Origin of the sequence: Gemmiger formicilis, assembly GCF_018784445.1 — a bacterium.
Lineage (GTDB): Bacteria > Bacillota > Clostridia > Oscillospirales > Ruminococcaceae > Gemmiger.
Genome location: NZ_WQOH01000014.1, coordinates 174,337 through 190,775 on the forward strand (window position 1 = coordinate 174,337; position 16,439 = coordinate 190,775).

General features: G+C 58.2%; 21 protein-coding genes. All 21 read right to left on the bottom strand.

What is annotated here, in order from left to right; genetic code table 11:
• Positions 1-81: 81 nt before the first annotated feature.
• A complete protein-coding gene (locus GPK89_RS05815; RefSeq protein WP_178875831.1) occupies positions 82-411 on the bottom strand; it encodes a hypothetical protein in 330 nt (109 codons plus the stop codon).
• 49 nt (positions 412-460) lie between these two features.
• Positions 461-1,054 carry a VanZ family protein gene (locus GPK89_RS05820; protein ID WP_215691973.1) on the bottom strand — a complete coding sequence of 198 codons (594 nt, stop codon included), beginning with the start codon at positions 1,052-1,054 and terminating at the stop codon, positions 461-463.
• A gap of 137 nt (positions 1,055-1,191) precedes the next feature.
• Positions 1,192-2,412: a tyrosine--tRNA ligase gene (tyrS, locus tag GPK89_RS05825; RefSeq protein ID WP_215691974.1), complete on the bottom strand. Its 1,221-nt coding sequence runs from the start codon at positions 2,410-2,412 to the stop codon at positions 1,192-1,194.
• 422 nt (positions 2,413-2,834) lie between these two features.
• Positions 2,835-4,502 (bottom strand): DNA repair protein RecN, encoded by a 1,668-nt coding sequence (gene recN, locus GPK89_RS05830; RefSeq protein WP_215691975.1) that lies wholly within the window; start codon positions 4,500-4,502, stop codon positions 2,835-2,837.
• 29 nt (positions 4,503-4,531) lie between these two features.
• Complete coding sequence (locus tag GPK89_RS05835; protein WP_215691976.1) at positions 4,532-5,002, bottom strand: arginine repressor; 471 nt, start codon at positions 5,000-5,002, stop codon at positions 4,532-4,534.
• Positions 4,999-5,844 (bottom strand): NAD(+)/NADH kinase, encoded by an 846-nt coding sequence (locus GPK89_RS05840; protein WP_215691977.1) that lies wholly within the window; start codon positions 5,842-5,844, stop codon positions 4,999-5,001. The genes GPK89_RS05835 and GPK89_RS05840 overlap by 4 nt, the downstream gene beginning before the upstream one ends.
• Positions 5,845-5,862: 18 nt before the next feature.
• Positions 5,863-6,684 (bottom strand): TlyA family RNA methyltransferase, encoded by an 822-nt coding sequence (locus tag GPK89_RS05845; protein ID WP_215691978.1) that lies wholly within the window; start codon positions 6,682-6,684, stop codon positions 5,863-5,865.
• Complete coding sequence (dxs, locus tag GPK89_RS05850; protein WP_215691979.1) at positions 6,681-8,555, bottom strand: 1-deoxy-D-xylulose-5-phosphate synthase; 1,875 nt, start codon at positions 8,553-8,555, stop codon at positions 6,681-6,683. The genes GPK89_RS05845 and dxs overlap by 4 nt, the downstream gene beginning before the upstream one ends.
• 16 nt (positions 8,556-8,571) lie before the next feature.
• Positions 8,572-9,039 (bottom strand): divergent PAP2 family protein, encoded by a 468-nt coding sequence (locus GPK89_RS05855; protein WP_215691980.1) that lies wholly within the window; start codon positions 9,037-9,039, stop codon positions 8,572-8,574.
• Positions 9,040-9,054: 15 nt separating this feature from the next.
• Positions 9,055-9,948, bottom strand: coding sequence for a polyprenyl synthetase family protein (locus tag GPK89_RS05860; protein WP_215691981.1), 894 nt, complete (start codon positions 9,946-9,948; stop codon positions 9,055-9,057).
• Positions 9,938-10,159 carry an exodeoxyribonuclease VII small subunit gene (gene xseB, locus GPK89_RS05865; RefSeq protein WP_252261498.1) on the bottom strand — a complete coding sequence of 74 codons (222 nt, stop codon included), beginning with the start codon at positions 10,157-10,159 and terminating at the stop codon, positions 9,938-9,940. Before xseB ends, GPK89_RS05860 begins: the two co-directional genes overlap by 11 nt.
• A gap of 6 nt (positions 10,160-10,165) precedes the next feature.
• The gene (gene xseA, locus GPK89_RS05870) at positions 10,166-11,380 is read right to left on the bottom strand and encodes an exodeoxyribonuclease VII large subunit (protein WP_215691982.1); all 1,215 of its coding nucleotides are present in this window, start codon (positions 11,378-11,380) and stop codon (positions 10,166-10,168) included.
• Complete coding sequence (locus GPK89_RS05875; protein WP_215691983.1) at positions 11,359-12,306, bottom strand: glycoprotease; 948 nt, start codon at positions 12,304-12,306, stop codon at positions 11,359-11,361. The genes xseA and GPK89_RS05875 overlap by 22 nt, the downstream gene beginning before the upstream one ends.
• Positions 12,300-12,713 (bottom strand): transcription antitermination factor NusB, encoded by a 414-nt coding sequence (gene nusB / locus GPK89_RS05880; RefSeq protein ID WP_215691984.1) that lies wholly within the window; start codon positions 12,711-12,713, stop codon positions 12,300-12,302. The genes GPK89_RS05875 and nusB overlap by 7 nt, the downstream gene beginning before the upstream one ends.
• Before the next feature lie 31 nt (positions 12,714-12,744).
• Positions 12,745-13,107, bottom strand: coding sequence for an Asp23/Gls24 family envelope stress response protein (locus GPK89_RS05885; protein WP_215691985.1), 363 nt, complete (start codon positions 13,105-13,107; stop codon positions 12,745-12,747).
• A 98-nt stretch (positions 13,108-13,205) separates the two neighbouring features.
• Entirely contained in the window at positions 13,206-13,856 is a 651-nt protein-coding gene (locus GPK89_RS05890; RefSeq protein WP_215691986.1) for a SpoIIIAH-like family protein, read from the bottom strand.
• Between the two features lie 13 nt (positions 13,857-13,869).
• On the bottom strand, positions 13,870-14,397 hold the full coding sequence (locus GPK89_RS05895; RefSeq protein WP_215691987.1) for a stage III sporulation protein AG: 528 nt from the start codon (positions 14,395-14,397) through the stop codon (positions 13,870-13,872).
• Entirely contained in the window at positions 14,394-14,825 is a 432-nt protein-coding gene (locus GPK89_RS05900) for a hypothetical protein (protein WP_215691988.1), read from the bottom strand. Before GPK89_RS05900 ends, GPK89_RS05895 begins: the two co-directional genes overlap by 4 nt.
• Entirely contained in the window at positions 14,822-15,853 is a 1,032-nt protein-coding gene (locus tag GPK89_RS05905; RefSeq protein WP_215691989.1) for a stage III sporulation protein AE, read from the bottom strand. Before GPK89_RS05905 ends, GPK89_RS05900 begins: the two co-directional genes overlap by 4 nt.
• Positions 15,850-16,233, bottom strand: a complete 384-nt coding sequence (locus GPK89_RS05910; RefSeq protein WP_215691990.1) for a stage III sporulation AC/AD family protein — start codon at positions 16,231-16,233, stop codon at positions 15,850-15,852. Before GPK89_RS05910 ends, GPK89_RS05905 begins: the two co-directional genes overlap by 4 nt.
• A 3-nt stretch (positions 16,234-16,236) precedes the next feature.
• Entirely contained in the window at positions 16,237-16,431 is a 195-nt protein-coding gene (gene spoIIIAC / locus GPK89_RS05915) for a stage III sporulation protein AC (RefSeq protein ID WP_215691991.1), read from the bottom strand.
• Positions 16,432-16,439 lie beyond the last annotated feature (8 nt).

Sequence of the window (16,439 nt, forward strand, 5' to 3'; positions counted from 1 at the left end):
TTCACTAATGAATGGGCTGGAATGTCTGTAAAATAGGGAAAGTTAGAAATATATTTCGGCAAACTGGAATTTGCCGCTCCATTAGAGTCCATAATGAATAACCCATTTGTTTTGGCCTAATGCCTTTTCTAACAGTCCCTTTAGTCCATATAGTTTAGGAATATCATCAATGACATCAATAAACGCTTTTAGAGAACTGGGCGGAACAAGTGAAACACCACAGTATGCAAGCCCCTTTTCTTTGATAGAAAGCGTATGCCAATAGAAATCAATGAAACCAAGCTTTTCTGCAATGCCTTCTACATAGTCATCATCAACAGAAATGCAATCATATTTCCATGGTTCATACTCATCGTACCTTTTACCCGGTTGAGGTGCATCCATCATAATTCCAAACTCATGTTTTGCCATATATGCTTCACTCCACAAATTCAGATTTCTCAGTTTCAAAAACTGAAAGTTACAGCACCATTTCCCATAACAATGATGAAATAAACGGTTGAAGGAAGAACATAATAAGTGCTACAGATACACATATCATGTAAAAGTCACCCATTTTTGAATTTGAAAAGATTCGCTTCGTAAAATTATCAGTTATCCTATGTACAATAAAATATCCAATTATAGTACCAACAGTATTTGTAATAATATCGTTTATATCACTCGTTCTAAAAGTAAAAATCTGTGATATTTCAATTAAACTTGTAGCTATAAATCCCACTAAGGCAATGTTTTTAATGTTTCTAAATTTATCCCACAATATCGGCAGAAAGAAACCAAATGGAACAAATAAAAGTATATTCAAACAAGCATTGGTGAAATCTGAAACCATATCCAAAAACGGGATAATGTTCACTGCAAAATCAATTTTCAGAGATGCTATATTAGGAAAGCCTACAAGTGCTAAGACTGCAGTAAAATAAAACCCCAATACCATATAAATAATGGTTCGTTTCCAGCTATGAAAACATAACTTGTTATATATGCACCAAATAGGAATTATAAAAACAGCTGCCGCAACAATTTCGATAAGTGCACTATATATTCTATACATGTTTTTCTACCTCCACAACTTCCGATTTGTTCCATTATACTACACCAAAAGCCCCCTGTCCAACAACATTTGCCGTGCGGACAGGGGGCTTGTTTGCTTATAGTGTGTGATGAAATTGACTGTGAAGCAACTTTGCTTTACAGCGTGACCTTGTGGTAAACCTTCTTGCCCTTCTTGATGACGACGCCCTTGCTCAGCGCGTCAACGGTCAGAACAGCCTTCGGGTCGGTGACCTTCTCGCCGTCAACAAGGACGCCGCCCTGCTGAACCAACTGGCGGGCCTCGCGGTTGGAGCCGCACAGACCGGCAGCTACCATGGCAGCCAGCAGGCCGACAGCGCCGTCCTTGACAAGCGCTGCATCCAGCGCCGTGCTGGGCATATGCTCATGATCGGCGGCACCGCTGAAGAGGCCGCGGGCGGCAGACTGCGCCTTCTCGGCCTCCTCCTCGCCGTGGACCATCTTCGTCAGCTCGTAGGCCAGAATCTCCTTGGCCTTGTTCAGCTGCTCGCCCTCCCAGTGGTCCATCTCGTCGATCTGCTCCAGCGGCAGGAAGGTCAGCATACGGATGCACTTGAGCACATCCGCATCGCCGACATTGCGCCAGTACTGGTAGAATTCGAACGGGCTGGTCTTGTTGGGGTCAAGCCAGACGGCGTTGCCCGCAGTTTTGCCCATCTTCTTGCCCTGAGAGTCGGTCAGCAGCGTGATGGTCATGGCGTAGGCATCCTTACCCAGCTTGCGGCGGATCAGCTCGGTGCCGCCCAGCATATTGCTCCACTGGTCGTCGCCACCGAACTCCATGTTGCAGCCGTAATTCTGGAACAGATGGTAGAAGTCGTAGCTCTGCATGATCATGTAGTTGAACTCGAGGAAGGACAGGCCCTTCTCCATGCGCTGCTTGTAGCACTCGGCGCGCAGCATATTATTCACGCTGAAGCAGGGACCGACCTCGCGCAGCAGCTCGATATAGTTCAGGTTTAGCAGCCAGTCGGCGTTGTTCAGCATCATGGCCTTGCCTTCGCCGAACTCGATGAAACGCTCCATCTGACGCTTGAAGCACTCGGCGTTGTGGTCGATGTCCTCCTTGGTCAGCATCTTGCGCATGTCGGTGCGGCCGGAGGGATCGCCGATCATCGTTGTGCCGCCGCCGATCAGGGCAATCGGGCGGTTGCCGGCCTGCTGCAAGCGCTTCATAAGGGTCAGGGCCATAAAATGACCGGCGGTCAGGCTGTCGGCCGTGCAGTCAAAGCCGATGTAGAAGGTCGCCTTGCCGTTGTTGATCAGTTCCTTGATCTCATCCTCGTCCGTGACCTGTGCAATCAGGCCGCGGGCTTTCAGTTCGTCGTAAATCGTCATGGGTTTTACCTCCGTTTGTTGCGGCAAGGGCAAAAATAAAAGCCCCTGCCAAATGTGAATTTGGCAGAGGGCGAAATTTCGCGGTACCACCTCTGTTTGCCCGTGCCTCACGGCGGCGGGCCTTCGCGGGTGCGGCAGACAAAGGACTGCGTACACCCAAACGCTGTAACGTGCGCACACGGCACAGCCTACTAACCTAAGCGTTCAGCCTGCTGCTCCGGGCTGTATTCGCCATCTGCACCTGCTGACCCCTTGCACCGACCGGGACTTCTCTAAAGCGTGGCAGATGGGTACTGGTTCCCATCACTGCATTTAACATGGTTTACTGTATCATATTCTAAACGGATTGTCAAGAGGCGGGCACATATGGAATGTGCCTCTACGCATTGTAGGGGCTGATGCTCGCGTCAAGCCCGCCGCCGTCATTTCGACTTTTCGATAAGCTCCCGCGCACTGGCAAGGCTCAAATCGCTGACCTTGTCGCCGGAAATCATTCGCGCCAGCACTTCCACGCGACCATCCATATCGAGAGTATGAATTTCCGTAAACGTGCGGTCGTTGCGGACGTTTTTCTGGATGAGCAGCTGGTTGTCCGCAAACGCAGCCACCTGCGGCGTGTGGGTGATGCACAGCACCTGATGCCCTTTGGCTGTCTGGTGCAAAAGCTGCCCGATGCGCCCCGCCGCCAGACCGGAAACGCCGGTGTCGATTTCATCGTAGATGACCGTCGGCAGTGCGTCGCGGTCGGCTAATGCACTCTTGAACGCCAGCATAATGCGGGAAAGCTCGCCGCCGGAGGCAATTTTCGCCAACGGCTTGGGTTCCTCGCCGGGGTTGGTGGAAATCAAAAATTCCACCGTGTCCTGCCCATGGGAGGACAGCGGCCCCCGCGCGTGCTTGAGGGCAAAACGGATGCCCGGCATATTCAGAAATTCCAGCGCCGCTTTCATTTCCTTGTTCATGGCGGCAAAGCCCTTCAGGCGGCTCTGGGTCAGTTTTTCGGCGGCCTCCTTCGCAGCGGCGTACAGCGTCTGCATCTGGGCTTTCAGTTCGGCAATTTTCTGGCCTGAGGACTGGAAGGTCTCCAGCTCTGCGGCGGCGGCTTCGCGCCTGGCCAGCAGTTCGTCGACCTCCATGCCGAACTTCTGCTTGATACGGTAAATTGTATCCAACCGCGATTCGATTTGATCCAGCTCCCCGGTGTCAAAACCGTAGGCATCCAGCCGGTCGGCCAGATCGGTCGCTAGTTCGCGGGCGCTGTAATACAAATCGTTCAGCCGCTCACTCATCGGGGCCAGCGTCTCATCCAGCCGGGCGCTGTTCTGTAAGCCGTCCACCGCGCCGCCCAACAGGTCCGCCGCGCCGGATTGCTCGCCGTCCTCGTCGCCCGCCAGCGCCAGATGTGCGGCGGTGATGCCTTCCAAAATGCTCTGGGCGTGGGTGATGACATTCTTGCGCTCCTGCAAGGTCTTTTCCTCGCCGGGCTGCAAAGCGGCAGCGTCAATGGTGTCAATTTCCGCAGTCAGCGCCTCGATGCGGCGCTGTTTGTCGGACTCACTGGCGTTCAGCGCGTCCAGCTGACGCTTGACCGTGACCAGTTCGCGGTAGCGGCGGTAATACTCGGCAAACAGCGCACGGTTCTGGGCGTACTGATCCAGCAGCCCCAAATGCAGCGCCGGGTTCGTCAAACTCTGGCTGTCATGCTGGCCGTGGATGGAGAGCAGCCCCGCCGAGATATCCCGCACGACGGCGGCGGTGGCGGGCATACCGTTCACGCGGCAGCTGCCCTTGCCCTCGGCGTTGATTTCGCGGTACAAAAGCAGGTCGTCGTTGGCTTCATAGCCGCACTTTTCCAGCTGCTTCTTGACCGAATCAGGGATACGCTCAAAGGTCGCCCAGATGCAGGCCTTCTGCGCGCCGCTGCGCACCAGCTCACGCGATGTACGGTTGCCCAGAATGGCATTGATGGAATCGATCAGGATGGACTTGCCGGCGCCGGTCTCACCTGTCAGCACGTTAAAGCCGGGGGTGAAGTTCACCTCGGCTTTTTCGATAACGGCAACATTTTCGATTTTCAGGTTTGCCAGCATGGGATAGATCCTCCCTGTCGTTTTGTTGATTACCCGCGGCGGGTGTACTGCTGCAGCTGCTTACAGATCTCAGCGGCGGCCTCAGGGGTGCGCATCAAAATAAAAAATGTGTCATCGCCAGAAAGCGTACCAACGACATTGTCCCACTGCTTGGCGTCAAACACCTCGCACGCGGCGTTGGCCATACCGGAAAAGCACTTGACCAGCACGGTGTTCCCGGCGTAATCGACTTTGAGCACTGACTCACGGAACAGCATCTCAAACCGGCTGGGCGAATGCGTCACCTTGCCGGAGGCCGACGCCGGAACATAACGGTAGCGGCCGTCAGCAGTGGCCGTCTTGACCAGCTGCAGCTCGCGGATATCGCGGGACACGGTGGCCTGGGTCACGTCGAAGCCCTCCTCCCGCAGATGGGCCAGCAGATCCTCCTGCCGGTCAATGGGGTGCTGCTCGATCAAATCCAAAATCGCCTGGTGGCGTGCACTTTTCACAGGGATCATCTCCTCATCAATTTGTTCTCTATGGCGTGGAACTGCTCCGCGTCGTCAAAGGCAATCAGCTGTAAGCCCTGCCCGCCGCCCGTTATGCACAGGCGCTCACCGGGGAGCAGGTCACATTGGTCGCTGCTGTCCGCGCAGGCAAAGCTGCCGTCGCGGTTCTCGGCGTCGGCAATGATTTCAAGCCGACGGCTGGCGGCAAAAACAAGCGGTGCCACGTAAACATTGTGGGCGCAGACCGGTGTTAAGACCATCACATCTGCGGAAACATCCAAGATCGGCCCGCCTGCGGAAAACGAATACGCGGTGGAGCCGGTTGGCGTTGCCAGTATCATGCCGTCGCTGCGGTAGCTGCCCACAAACGCGCCGTCGCAGTACACTTTATAATCCATCGGGTGCAGCCGCGTCTGGCCGAACAGAACGATATCATTGATGGCATCGGCCCGCCAGCCGTGGGTGGGGACCTCGGCGTGGAGCAGCCCGCGATTCACGAGGGTGAACTCCTCCGCTGCCAAGCGCTGCAATTTTGTGGGCAGTTCGGCGACCTCGCAGGTGGCCAGAAAGCCCATGCGGCCCAGGTTCACACCCAGAACCGGCTTGCCGTGCCGCATACAGGAGAGTCCGGCCCGCAGCAACGTTCCGTCGCCGCCGATGGTCACGACCTGGTCCGCCGCGCGATAGGCGTCAGCCTCCGGCAAAAACTGTACCCCGGCAAGCCTGCCCTCACCCGCGAAGGTCTGCGGCATCAACACCTGTACGCCCAACCCGGCCAGCACAGCAGCAGCCTGCCGCGTAACGGCAAGCCCTGCGTCCTTGGTGGGGTTCGGAATCAGCAAAACTGACATAGGCGTCAGATTCCTTTCTCAGTGCAGATTGGGGGCCTTGTCCAGCGTCTCATGGGAGGCTGCCACGACCTTTTCAATCAGGCCCTCCGGCAGCGGCAACGGCGTGTCGCAGTGCTGGACGTACATCAAATATTCAATGTTGCCCTCGGGCCCCTTGATGGGCGAAAAATCCAGGCCCGCAGGGGTGAAATGGTTTGCCATGGCGTAGCCCTCGGCCATCTGCAAGACCTCGCGATGGGTGGCGGGGTCACGCACGACACCCTTTTTGCCGACCTTCTCGCGGCCTGCCTCAAACTGCGGCTTGACAAGGCATACGCCAACAGCATCCGGCGTGCAGATTGCATCCGCAACCGGGAAAATATGCTTGAGGGAGATAAACGAAACATCGACGCTGAAAAACGCTACCGGCTCGGATAAATCCTCCGGCTTCACGCTGCGGATGTTCGTTCTCTCCATATTGATAACGCGCTCGTCTGTGCGTAGGCTCCACGCCAGCTGGCCGTAGCCAACGTCCACGGCATAGACCTTGACCGCGCCGTTTTGCAGCATGCAGTCGGTAAAACCGCCGGTAGAGGCACCGATATCCATGCAGACTTTGCCGTCCGGGCGCATCGGAAAGACCTGCATAGCCTTTTCCAGCTTAAGGCCTCCGCGGCTGACATAGCCGATGTCGTGTCCGCGCACTTCGACTTTGGCGTCGGGCGCAATCATTTCCCCGGCTTTGTCGACTTTCTGCTCGTTGACAAAGACAATGCCGGACATGATGAGCGCCTTGGCGCGCTCCCGGCTCTGCACCAGACCATTCTGGCACAGGTATTGATCCAGGCGAATTTTGCTCATGCCTGTTTCTCCTTTAAATAGTCCAAAATATCCTTGCACAGGGCCGCCGCGTCCAGCTGCTGATCCTTGCGCAGTTCGGGCACGTTGGCGTGCAGCAGGTGTGTATTGTCTACGGCGTGCAGCAGGTATTTCCCTTGCCAGCCGCATTGCTGCATGGCAAAGCCCAGCTGTTCGCCGATGCTGCCGGTGCGGACGGAATCCTCGGCAAACAAAATCGTATCATAGCTGCGCAGCGTGTCGCACAGGCCGTCAGGCAGCGGGAAAATCTGCGTCAGCTTGACGCAGTCGGTCTGCACGCCGTTCTGGGCAAGCAGATCCTTGGCCGCAATGATTTCCTCGGCTTCGGCACCGTAGCTGACCAGGGCGACTTTGGCACCCTCCACAGGTTCCAGCACATCGTACCGCGCCCCTGTGCAGGGCAACGCCGCAAGGGCGGGCTTTTCCTCCCCGCGGGCATAGCGGATGGCACGCGGGCCGCGGGCCTCACGCACCAGATAGGTCAGCCAATAGCGAAGCTCCGCATAGTTGGACGGCGCAAAGACCGGGATATTTACATTCGAGAAAAATGCCACATCGTAGATGCCCTGATGGGTCGCACCGTCGCCGGGCACAAGACCCGCGCGGTCTACGGCGAAAAGTACATCCAGCTGCATCAGGCTGACATCATGGATGATTTGGTCGTAGGCACGCTGGAAAAACGTAGAGTAAATCGCAACCACGGGCAAAAGCCCCTGGCTGGCAAGGCCCGCCGCAAAGCTGACGGCGTGTTCTTCCGCCATGCCGACGTCAAAGAAGCGGCCAGGATGGCGGTGCTTGAAGAAGTTGAGGCCTGTGCCGTACTTCATGGCAGCGGTGATGCCACAGACGCGCGGCTCGTCATCGCCCAAATCCGCTAACGCACAGCCGAACGTTGACGAGAAGGAATCCTTCGGCGAAAGCTCGGGGTCAGTCAAATGGCTCAAATCGATGGACGATACCGCGTGGAACTCGCCGGGGTTTTCCTCGGCGGGTTTCAGGCCTTTGCCCTTCTGGGTGACAATGTGCAGGAACACCGGGGCATACTGCTCCCGCAGGTTCGTCAGCGTGTGGGTCAGCATATCCACATCATGGCCGTCGATGGGCCCGATGTACTGGAAGCCCATCTCCTCAAACATCGTGGATTTGTAAATGCCGCGGCGAATCAGCTGCTTGCCACTCTGCAACACCTTGACCATGGCGTTACCGGCCACCGGGATGCGCTCCAACGTTGTTTCCATATGGGCCTTGACGTGGGAGTATTTTGGGTCGGTGCGCAGCTTGGTCAGATAATTTGCCATCTGGCCGACATTTTTGGAAATCGACATCTTATTGTCATTCAGAATGACAATAAGATTGTTCAGCTTGCTGACATTGTTCATGCCCTCGTAGACCATGCCGCCGGTGAAAGCGCCATCGCCCACGATGACCACGACTTTGCCAGGCTCATTCTTGAGCTTTTTCGCCCGGGCAATACCGATGGCAGTGGATAACGCCGCACTGCCATGCCCGGCAATGAACGCATCACAGTCACTCTCTTTCGGGCTGGGAAAGCCCGAAATGCCGTCTTTACGGCGCAGCTGGGCAAAGCCCGCACGGCGGCCGGTCAGCAGCTTGTGGGTGTAGCACTGGTGGCCGACGTCAAACAGAAGCTTGTCCTGCGGGAAATCCAGCACGCGATGCAGGGCAACCGTCAGTTCGACCACGCCGAGGTTCGACGACAGATGGCCGCCGGTCTCGGAAACACTTTTAATCAAAAACTGCCGGATTTCCTCACACAGGGCGGGCATATCAGTCATCGGCAGGTTTTTTATCTCCCCGGGCGCATTGATGCGCTCCAACAAAGGATAGCTCATAGATGCACCTCGTTTTTTACACCATCGGCATGGCAAAGCCCAGCACAATGCCAAGCGCCGCGCCGGTCAAAACTTCGATCGGCGTATGGCCGACCATTTCCTTCAACTTTTTGCCGTGAGGCAGCTGGAACTGCTCAAAACCCTGATCCATCCATTCGGTGAACATACGATTCAGAACTTTCGCCTGCTCACCGGTCTCATAGCGCACGCCCATGGCGTCATACATGACGATGATGGACAGCACGGCCGCAATGGCAAAAATCGGTGAGCTGACGCCGCAGTAGCGCCCTGTGGCAACGACCATGGCGCAGACCGTGGCCGAATGGGAGCTGGGCATACCGCCGGCCCCCCACATACGCTCGGCAATAAAGCGGTGGAAGATAAACAGGTTGAGCAGCACCTTAATAAGCTGTGCCAATAGCGATGCGCAGACCGCCGTGACCAGCACAAAATTCCAACTCAGCGCAGCGCGCAGCAGTGGCATAGGAAAATCACATCCTTATTTCTTACGTTCCAGCAGTTCCGCCGCCATCAGCCGCAGAAAATCTGCCTTTGGCCCAAGCGCATCCAGCGCGGCCAGAGCTGCGGCGTTGTGATGCTCTGCTTTCTCATGGGCATCCTGCAAGCCGTACAGCGTGATAAAGGTGGTTTTGTCATTGTCCGCGTCGCTGCCGACCGGCTTGCCGAGTTCTTCTGTCGTAGAGGTGACGTCAAGAATGTCGTCAACAATCTGAAATACAAGGCCGACTTCGGCCGCATAGCGAACAAGGGATTTGCGAATAGCAGTATCCGCCTTAACGCCTGCCGCCGCGCAGCCCAGTTCCACAGCGGCAATGATGAGCGCACCGGTCTTGTGGGCGTGCAGTTCTAAAAGTTCGCTCTCACTGGCACGCATCGTTTCGAAACGCTTGTCCAGCTCCTGACCGTAGAGCATCCCGCGGTCGCCGCCGCCCTTGGAGAGCAGCTGCACGGCCTCAATGCGGCTCTCGGCAGAGAGCTTCGCGTTGGCAATGACTTCAAACGCAGCTGTGACGAGTGCGTCGGCGGCCAGAAGAGCCGTGGCCTCGCCAAACTGCTTGTGGCAGCTGGGGCGGCCCCGGCGGAAATCATCATTGTCCATGCAAGGCATATCGTCGTGGATGAGCGAATAGCAGTGCAGCATTTCCAGCGCACAGGCATAGTCCAGTGCGTCGGCGGCATCGGCCCCGCACAGCTGGCAGGCGGCCAGTGTCAGTACGGCGCGTACCCGCTTGCCGCCGCCCAAAAGGCTGTACCGGGCGGCCTGGCCCAGTGCGGATTGCTGCGGCAGATAGGTGTCGCACAGTTCGGCCAGGCGGGCTTCCGTCAGCTGCGCCCAGGCGGTGAACTGCTGCTTATAATCCTCATGCTTCATGGGATACCTCCCCGCCCGGGGCAAGGCTGGCGTCGATCTCCTCGACCTGCAGCTTGGCCTTGTCCAGCGCTGTATTGCAATAGTGGATCAGACCGGCAGCCTCCGCATACAGCTTGACGGAATCTGCCAGCGGCGTGGACTCATCCTGCAATTGACTCAGCAGGCCCTGCAGGCGATCCATACCCTCCTCAAAGGATTTGGGCTGTTTCATCGGGTATCACTCCCCTGTTGTTTCTAAATCATGCACCGCTTCCACGCGGCATTCGGCGGCGGCCTTTGCACTGCGCACCGTGATCGTCTCGCCGGGGCGCAGTGCCTCCACCGCGCAGGGCACACCCTGCCGCTCGGTCAGCGTATAGCCGCGTGCGAGAACGGCGTAGGGGCTCAGGGATTCCGCCACAGCGGCGGCGTTTTGCAGCTGCCGCTCAGCACTCTGCACGCGGCGCTGTGCGGCGCTTTGCACAGACGCCTGCAGCGCGGCCAACTCCCGCTCCCGGTGGGTAAGCTGGCTGTGTCGGCGCTGTAAAATCTGGGCAGCGGCCAGCTGATTAAACCTATTATAGCATAGATTACAACGATTCTGTATATTTTTTTGAATATTTTGCTGTAAAATGAATATTTTCTGCCGCACATCCGCCTGGTCGGGCACGCACATCTCCGCTGCAGCAGAGGGCGTGGGCGCACGCAGGTCAGCCACATAGTCCAAAATCGAGGTGTCAATCTCATGCCCGACGGCAGAAACCACCGGTTTGCGGCAGGCTGCGGCGGCACGGGCGATACGCTCTGAGTTGAAGACCCACAGATCCTCTTTGCTGCCGCCGCCGCGTGTGATCAAAATCAGATCCGGGCGCGGGTCACGGTCCAGCCTGCGGATGCCCTCGGTGATGCTCTTTTCAGCCTCAATGCCCTGCACATTGACCGGGGCCAGCAGCAGTTTGACCATCGGCCAGCGGCGGCCGATGACGTTCTGCACGTCCTGCCACGCCGCGCCGGTCTTGCTGGTCACAACGCCGATGCACCTGGGCACGGCGGGCAGCGGGCGTTTGCGCTCGGGTGCAAACAGGCCCTCGCTGTCCAGCTTTTTGTACAGCGCGTCAAAGGCCATCTGGGCAGCCCCCGCGCCGAAGGGCTTCATATAATCGGCATATAATTGAAACGCGCCGTCCCGCTCATAGATCGTGGCGCGGCCATAGACCAGCACCAGCATACCGTTCTGCGGCGTGAAATTCAAAAGCTGTGCCTGGGAGCGGAACATCACGGTCTTGATGGCCGCGTTCTCGTCTTTCAGCGTAAAATACAGGTGGCCGCTTTTGTAGTGGCGGGTAAAGCCGGAAATCTCGCCGCAGACGATCAGATCGTTCAGCGGGTCGCACTGGGCCAATACCTGCTTGGCCAGCCGGTTCAGGCTGGTTACATTGATGTAGTCGGCCATGCGCCACACTCCCTTGCCGCTAAGATCGAGATGCCGATGGCGTTGTCACTGGCAAATTTGCCCGGCACAAAATGCGCGTTCGGCACGCGGTTCGTCACATAGGTGCGTATTAAATCACTGCTCATCACGCCACCCGCAAACACAACCGGCAGGCCCGGGCACTCTGCTAAAGCGTTGTTCGCCATCCGCACCAGTGTCTCACCCACGCAGAGCAGGCAGTATTTGCAGACGTAGGGTGCGTCGTGCCCTTCCGCCAGCAGCTTGGTGCACTGGTTTTCAAGACCTGATAAACTGCACGTCAGCCCTTTTACGCTGACCTTGGGGCGCACTTTCTCGGTGCATAAAGCGGCCTGCTCGCTGACATAGACGCCCGCCGGGAACGGAAAGCCAAGTTTGACGCCCAGCCGGTCCACGGCCTGCCCGGCATATAAATCGCTGCTGGTGCCCAGCGGCGTGATGCTCTCGGCCTCATGGCACAAAAGCAGGTCAGTCGTGCCGCCGGATACGTGAAACACCAGCGCCTCCCGCTCAAACAGCGTAAGATCGCCGGTGGCGTACAGTGCGGCGGCAATATGCCCCTGCTGGTGGGTCAGCTTGACCATCGGCAGCCCTTTGGCCAGTGCAAACGCCGTGGCGGCGCTGACACCAGCCAGAAAGCACGGCATATACGACCCTTCCACCGGGCGTGGCTTGGCTGAAACGCCGACGGCGGCAACCTTGGTCAGGTCGGCCTTGCCGGAAAGCTCAGCCAGCATCTCCGGCAGGGCTGCCGTGTGGTGGAACAGCGCGTCACTCTGGCGCAGGCCCAGTTGACCTTCTTTGACAGGCAAAAACTTTTTGCAATCGCAAACAACCTCTCCGGCGTCTGTGTCAAACACTGCCAGAGAGGTTGCGTAATTGCTGGTGTCGATGCCCAGCGTCAGCATTGGGATTCCGGGGCCTCTCCGCGCTCCCGCGCGACGGAACCCAGCAGGCCGTTGACAAACTGATAATCGTCGTCAGCACCGTATTTTTTGACCAGCTCCACGGCCTCATTGATGGCGACGCCGGGCTTCTGCTCCTCACCGTACAGCATTTCTGCCAGGGCAAGGCGCAGGGCAACCAGGCTCACGCGGGGCACGCGGGGCAGCGTCCAGCCCTTCAGGTGGGCGGTGATGATCTCATCCAGCTCGGCGGCGTGGTCGTTCATGGCGGCCAGCAGCTGGTTGGCAAAGGCGTCGGGGGCGGCGTGGTCCTCAGCGGGCACGGTGGGCTCTTCGGGTTCAAACGTGGCGGCAAATGCCGTCAGAAAGGCCATCTCGCGGGACTCGCGGCGGGTCAGCTTTTTCTCCATACTCAAAATTCCTGTCTTTCCTGATTCTCTCTTATTTCTCAGTCTTGTCGGCGTCGGTCAGGCCCACGACCAGCACATCGACGCGAGCGACGGTGATGCCGGTCATGTTCTGGATGGCCTGCTTGACGTTCTCCTGCACTTTCTCGCACAGAGGCATGACCTTACTGCCGTACACAACGGTGATGTGTACCGTGACGGTGGCAATGCCATCCTCCATAACGACGGTGACGGGCTTCTGCAGGCCGGTACGGCCCAGTAGCGAACGGACGTTCTGGCTGGTGCCGGTGGCTACATCAGAAACACCGTCAACCTCCAGCGCGGCCAGACGCGCGATTTTTGCGATAACTTCGGTCGAGATCTGTAAGCTGCCGCCGATGGTATTGTGTACATCCATAATGTGTACCCTCCCGTTGCAAACGGCCTTTTGGCCATAGTTCTACTAATATGATTCAGTGTACCACAAAACGGCGGCGTTTGCAACAGAATGTTCAGTTATTTTACTTCCACGATGGTGATATCCTGCGCGGTCAGCCCCTTGCACTGGTTCAGCAGCGCGTCGCGGATGCGGGTGACCTCCTCCGCCGTCAGGGCATCGTTCTCGGTCATGACGGTGACGTTGGCCTTGCTGCCCTCCAGGTTGACAACGCAGTCGGCGAAGCCCTTGGACTTGATGAGCGTTTCAAGCTTGGTTTCCAGCGTAATATTGCTGATGCGGGCGCTGAGCTCAGTGGTCAGCTGGTCTTTTTCGGCGTCGCTGAGTTTGGCGTCCTTCAGGGACTTTTTCAAGGTGTCCAGCGCTTCGTCCCGGGCCTTGCTGCGCGTTAAGCGGGCGGACTCAAAAAACTCTGTGCCGGAATCCTGGTTCACACTGACCAGCTGGGCTTCGCCATAGTTTTTATCGCCCAGTTCCTCTGCGGCGGGTTCGGCATCTGCTGCAGTCTCTACGGCCAGCGGGTCGGTCAGGATTTCGGATACAGCGGCGGATGTCTCCACGGCATCGGCGGCAATATCCTCCGAGACGACCAGGCTCGACGGGGCCTCGCGGGAGAAGGACCAGTTCAGATACACGGCGGCTCCCAGCGCCAGCATCAGGACGGCGGCGGTCGCACCGCGGTTTTTCAGTTTGGCAGAAACTTGTTTCATAACGGCTCCTCCTCTATCTGGTCGATGCCATTTTTGCAACGGTGATGTGGTTCGCGCCGACGCCGGTCAATGTCTCCACCAGCGCGGTCACGCGGTTCTGTACGGCTGCGTTGCCGCCGCCCTCGCACACAACAGCCACGCCCAAAACCTGCGGCATCTGCACGGTCTCGACAAGGCCGTCTGCCCTGCCGCTGCCCAGCAGCACATGGGTCGATGCACCGTCAGCGTCGGTGTCGGTGGCGTAGATGCTCTCACTGCCGGATTCCAGCGTGACCATGACAGCGGTCTTTCCAGCCCCTTCTACGCGGGAAATCAGCGCGGTCAGACGGCTTTCCAGCTGGGTGGCGTAGTCGGCGGCTGTGTCGGTCTGCACTGTTTGCGGGGACTGTGTGCTGTTCCCGGCAGGCAGCCAGGCCGTGACACCCAGCAGCACCAGCCCAGCCAGCCCGGTGCAGACCAGCAGGTTCACCCGCTGCTTTTCGTCAGCCAGGGCTGCGTGCAGCTTGGCGGCCAGCGGGGCCAGCTTCTCCTGGGCGGTCATGGGGCATCCCCCGCAAACTGCCAAGGCAGCGTGCCCGCGTTGACGGCCAAAAGAGACTCGATGGCTGCTTTGTCGCGGATATCCACCGGCGTGATGACGCAGACGCCATCCTGCAAACTGACCGCCGCGTCAATACCCGCACCGCGCAGCACTTCCCGCACGGCGTCCACCGAGGCCGCTAGCGCCAATTCCCGGCGGTAGGCTTCATAGTCGGCGGTACTGCCCCCTGCGGGCAGGTTGCGCAGCTCGTCGGCCAGGCCGTGCCAATCCATGCCGCGCACCATCTGCACGCCCGCTGTTAAAATATACAGCACCAGCACGGCGTTTATGACGGTTTTAAAGCTGTTTTCCGGCCAGAAGAGCCGCAGCATCCCCGCTAATGCTGAGATCACACAGCACCCCAGCGCTAAATGACGCAGCGAAGTCATCCAAAACCTCCATTCCCTGCCAGCAGCAAAAGCGCGGTGGACAGAAACACCATAAAAAAGTAGAGCACCAGCACCGACCCGCAGAGCCGCGCACCCTCAAAGTAGAGATGGCACAGCCGGGCGCACTGTTTTTGCCCGGTGGCCCCGGCCACGATGCCTGCCGCCGCAAAGGTGACGGTGTAGGCAAGGCTTTTCAGAAACAATGGGGCAAACAGCGCGGCCAGCGCCAGCAGTGCCGCCAACGCCAGCGAGCCTTTGAGCAGCTGTAAGGCCGCGGCGGCCCCAGTCAGCGCGGCGGCAGCGGCGTCCCCCACTACCGGGATGGCTCCCTGCAAAAGCCCTTTACCGGTCTTTAGCGCGGCGTTGTCCACTGTGGCGGCCAGTGTGCTTTGCAGCCCCAGCACCAGGCTGAACAGCGCCCCGCAGACCTTTAATAGCCAGCTGATACAGCGGGCAAACAGCGCAGCGGCATCCTCAATGCCGTGGTTGCCCCACAGGCAGGCGCAGACGGCGAAGCAGAAGTATATCTGCATGATGGGCAACAGCAATTTTTGGATGAGTGACGCGAGAAAACCCGACATAGCCAAGAACATGCCGCTGTACACCAGCGCCCCGGAAACCTGCCCGCCCGCCGCCGCAAGGCCGCTGAACACCGGCACAAAGGTGGTTAAGTAGGTGCGGCAGTCCTGCGCTGTGGCGGCGACGAGTTCTGTCAGCTGCATGACGGTGGAAAGGCTCAACGAACCGAACCCCAGCACGGCAAGAATTTCCACATAGCCGCTGTATGGGCTGCCTGCTAAAAGCCCCAGCAGTCCCGCCAGCAGCAGGTATCCGGCGGCCTGGGCTGCAAAGTGCAGTGCAGGCTGGAAGCCCTCGGCCAGCCAGCTGCCTAACGTATCGCACAGGTCAGAAAGGCTCCACCCGGCAGCGTCGGTGATATCGACGCCGCTTTCATCCAGAATAGCCTGAGCGTCCGCGGGCAGCTCGTCCGCAAATGCGGCGGGCGGCGCGGCGAAAAGAAGGATCACTGCAAATAGTCCGCAAAGGAGCCGAGCAGCGATTGCAGCAGCGGCAGCGCCTGCAAAAGGGCCAGCACGCGGCCGCACAGCTCGACGGCGGTCGCGGCGGCAGAAAGCCCGGCCTCCTTGCAGGTATCGGCGGCAAACTGGGCCACCAGCGCAATGCCCAGCACCCGCAGCAGCACCGCCGGGCTCTGCCCTTGAAAATAGACGTCCAGCGTGCGCAGCCAGTCCAGCCATGGGTCTACCTGTTGTACCACCACCGCCAGCAGCCCGGCGGCAGTGCAGGCCGAGACAAGGAACGCGAAGGCTGGCTGGTCCTTTTTCAGCAGCAGGGTCAACACGGCCGCCACAAACACAGCGGCGGCCAGCTTGCAAAGCAGTATCATAGCTCATAATTCAAACAGCGCTTTGATGAGGACGAACAGGTCGCTGATCTGCCGCACCAGCATTGTCAGCACGACGATCAGCCCGGCGAGCGTCGTCATCATGGCCTGATCCTCCCGCCCGGAACGGATGAGCAGCTGGTTCAAAACGGCAACGATGATGCCGGTAGCGGCGATCTTGAAAACAAGGTCAATGTCCATTTCGGGCC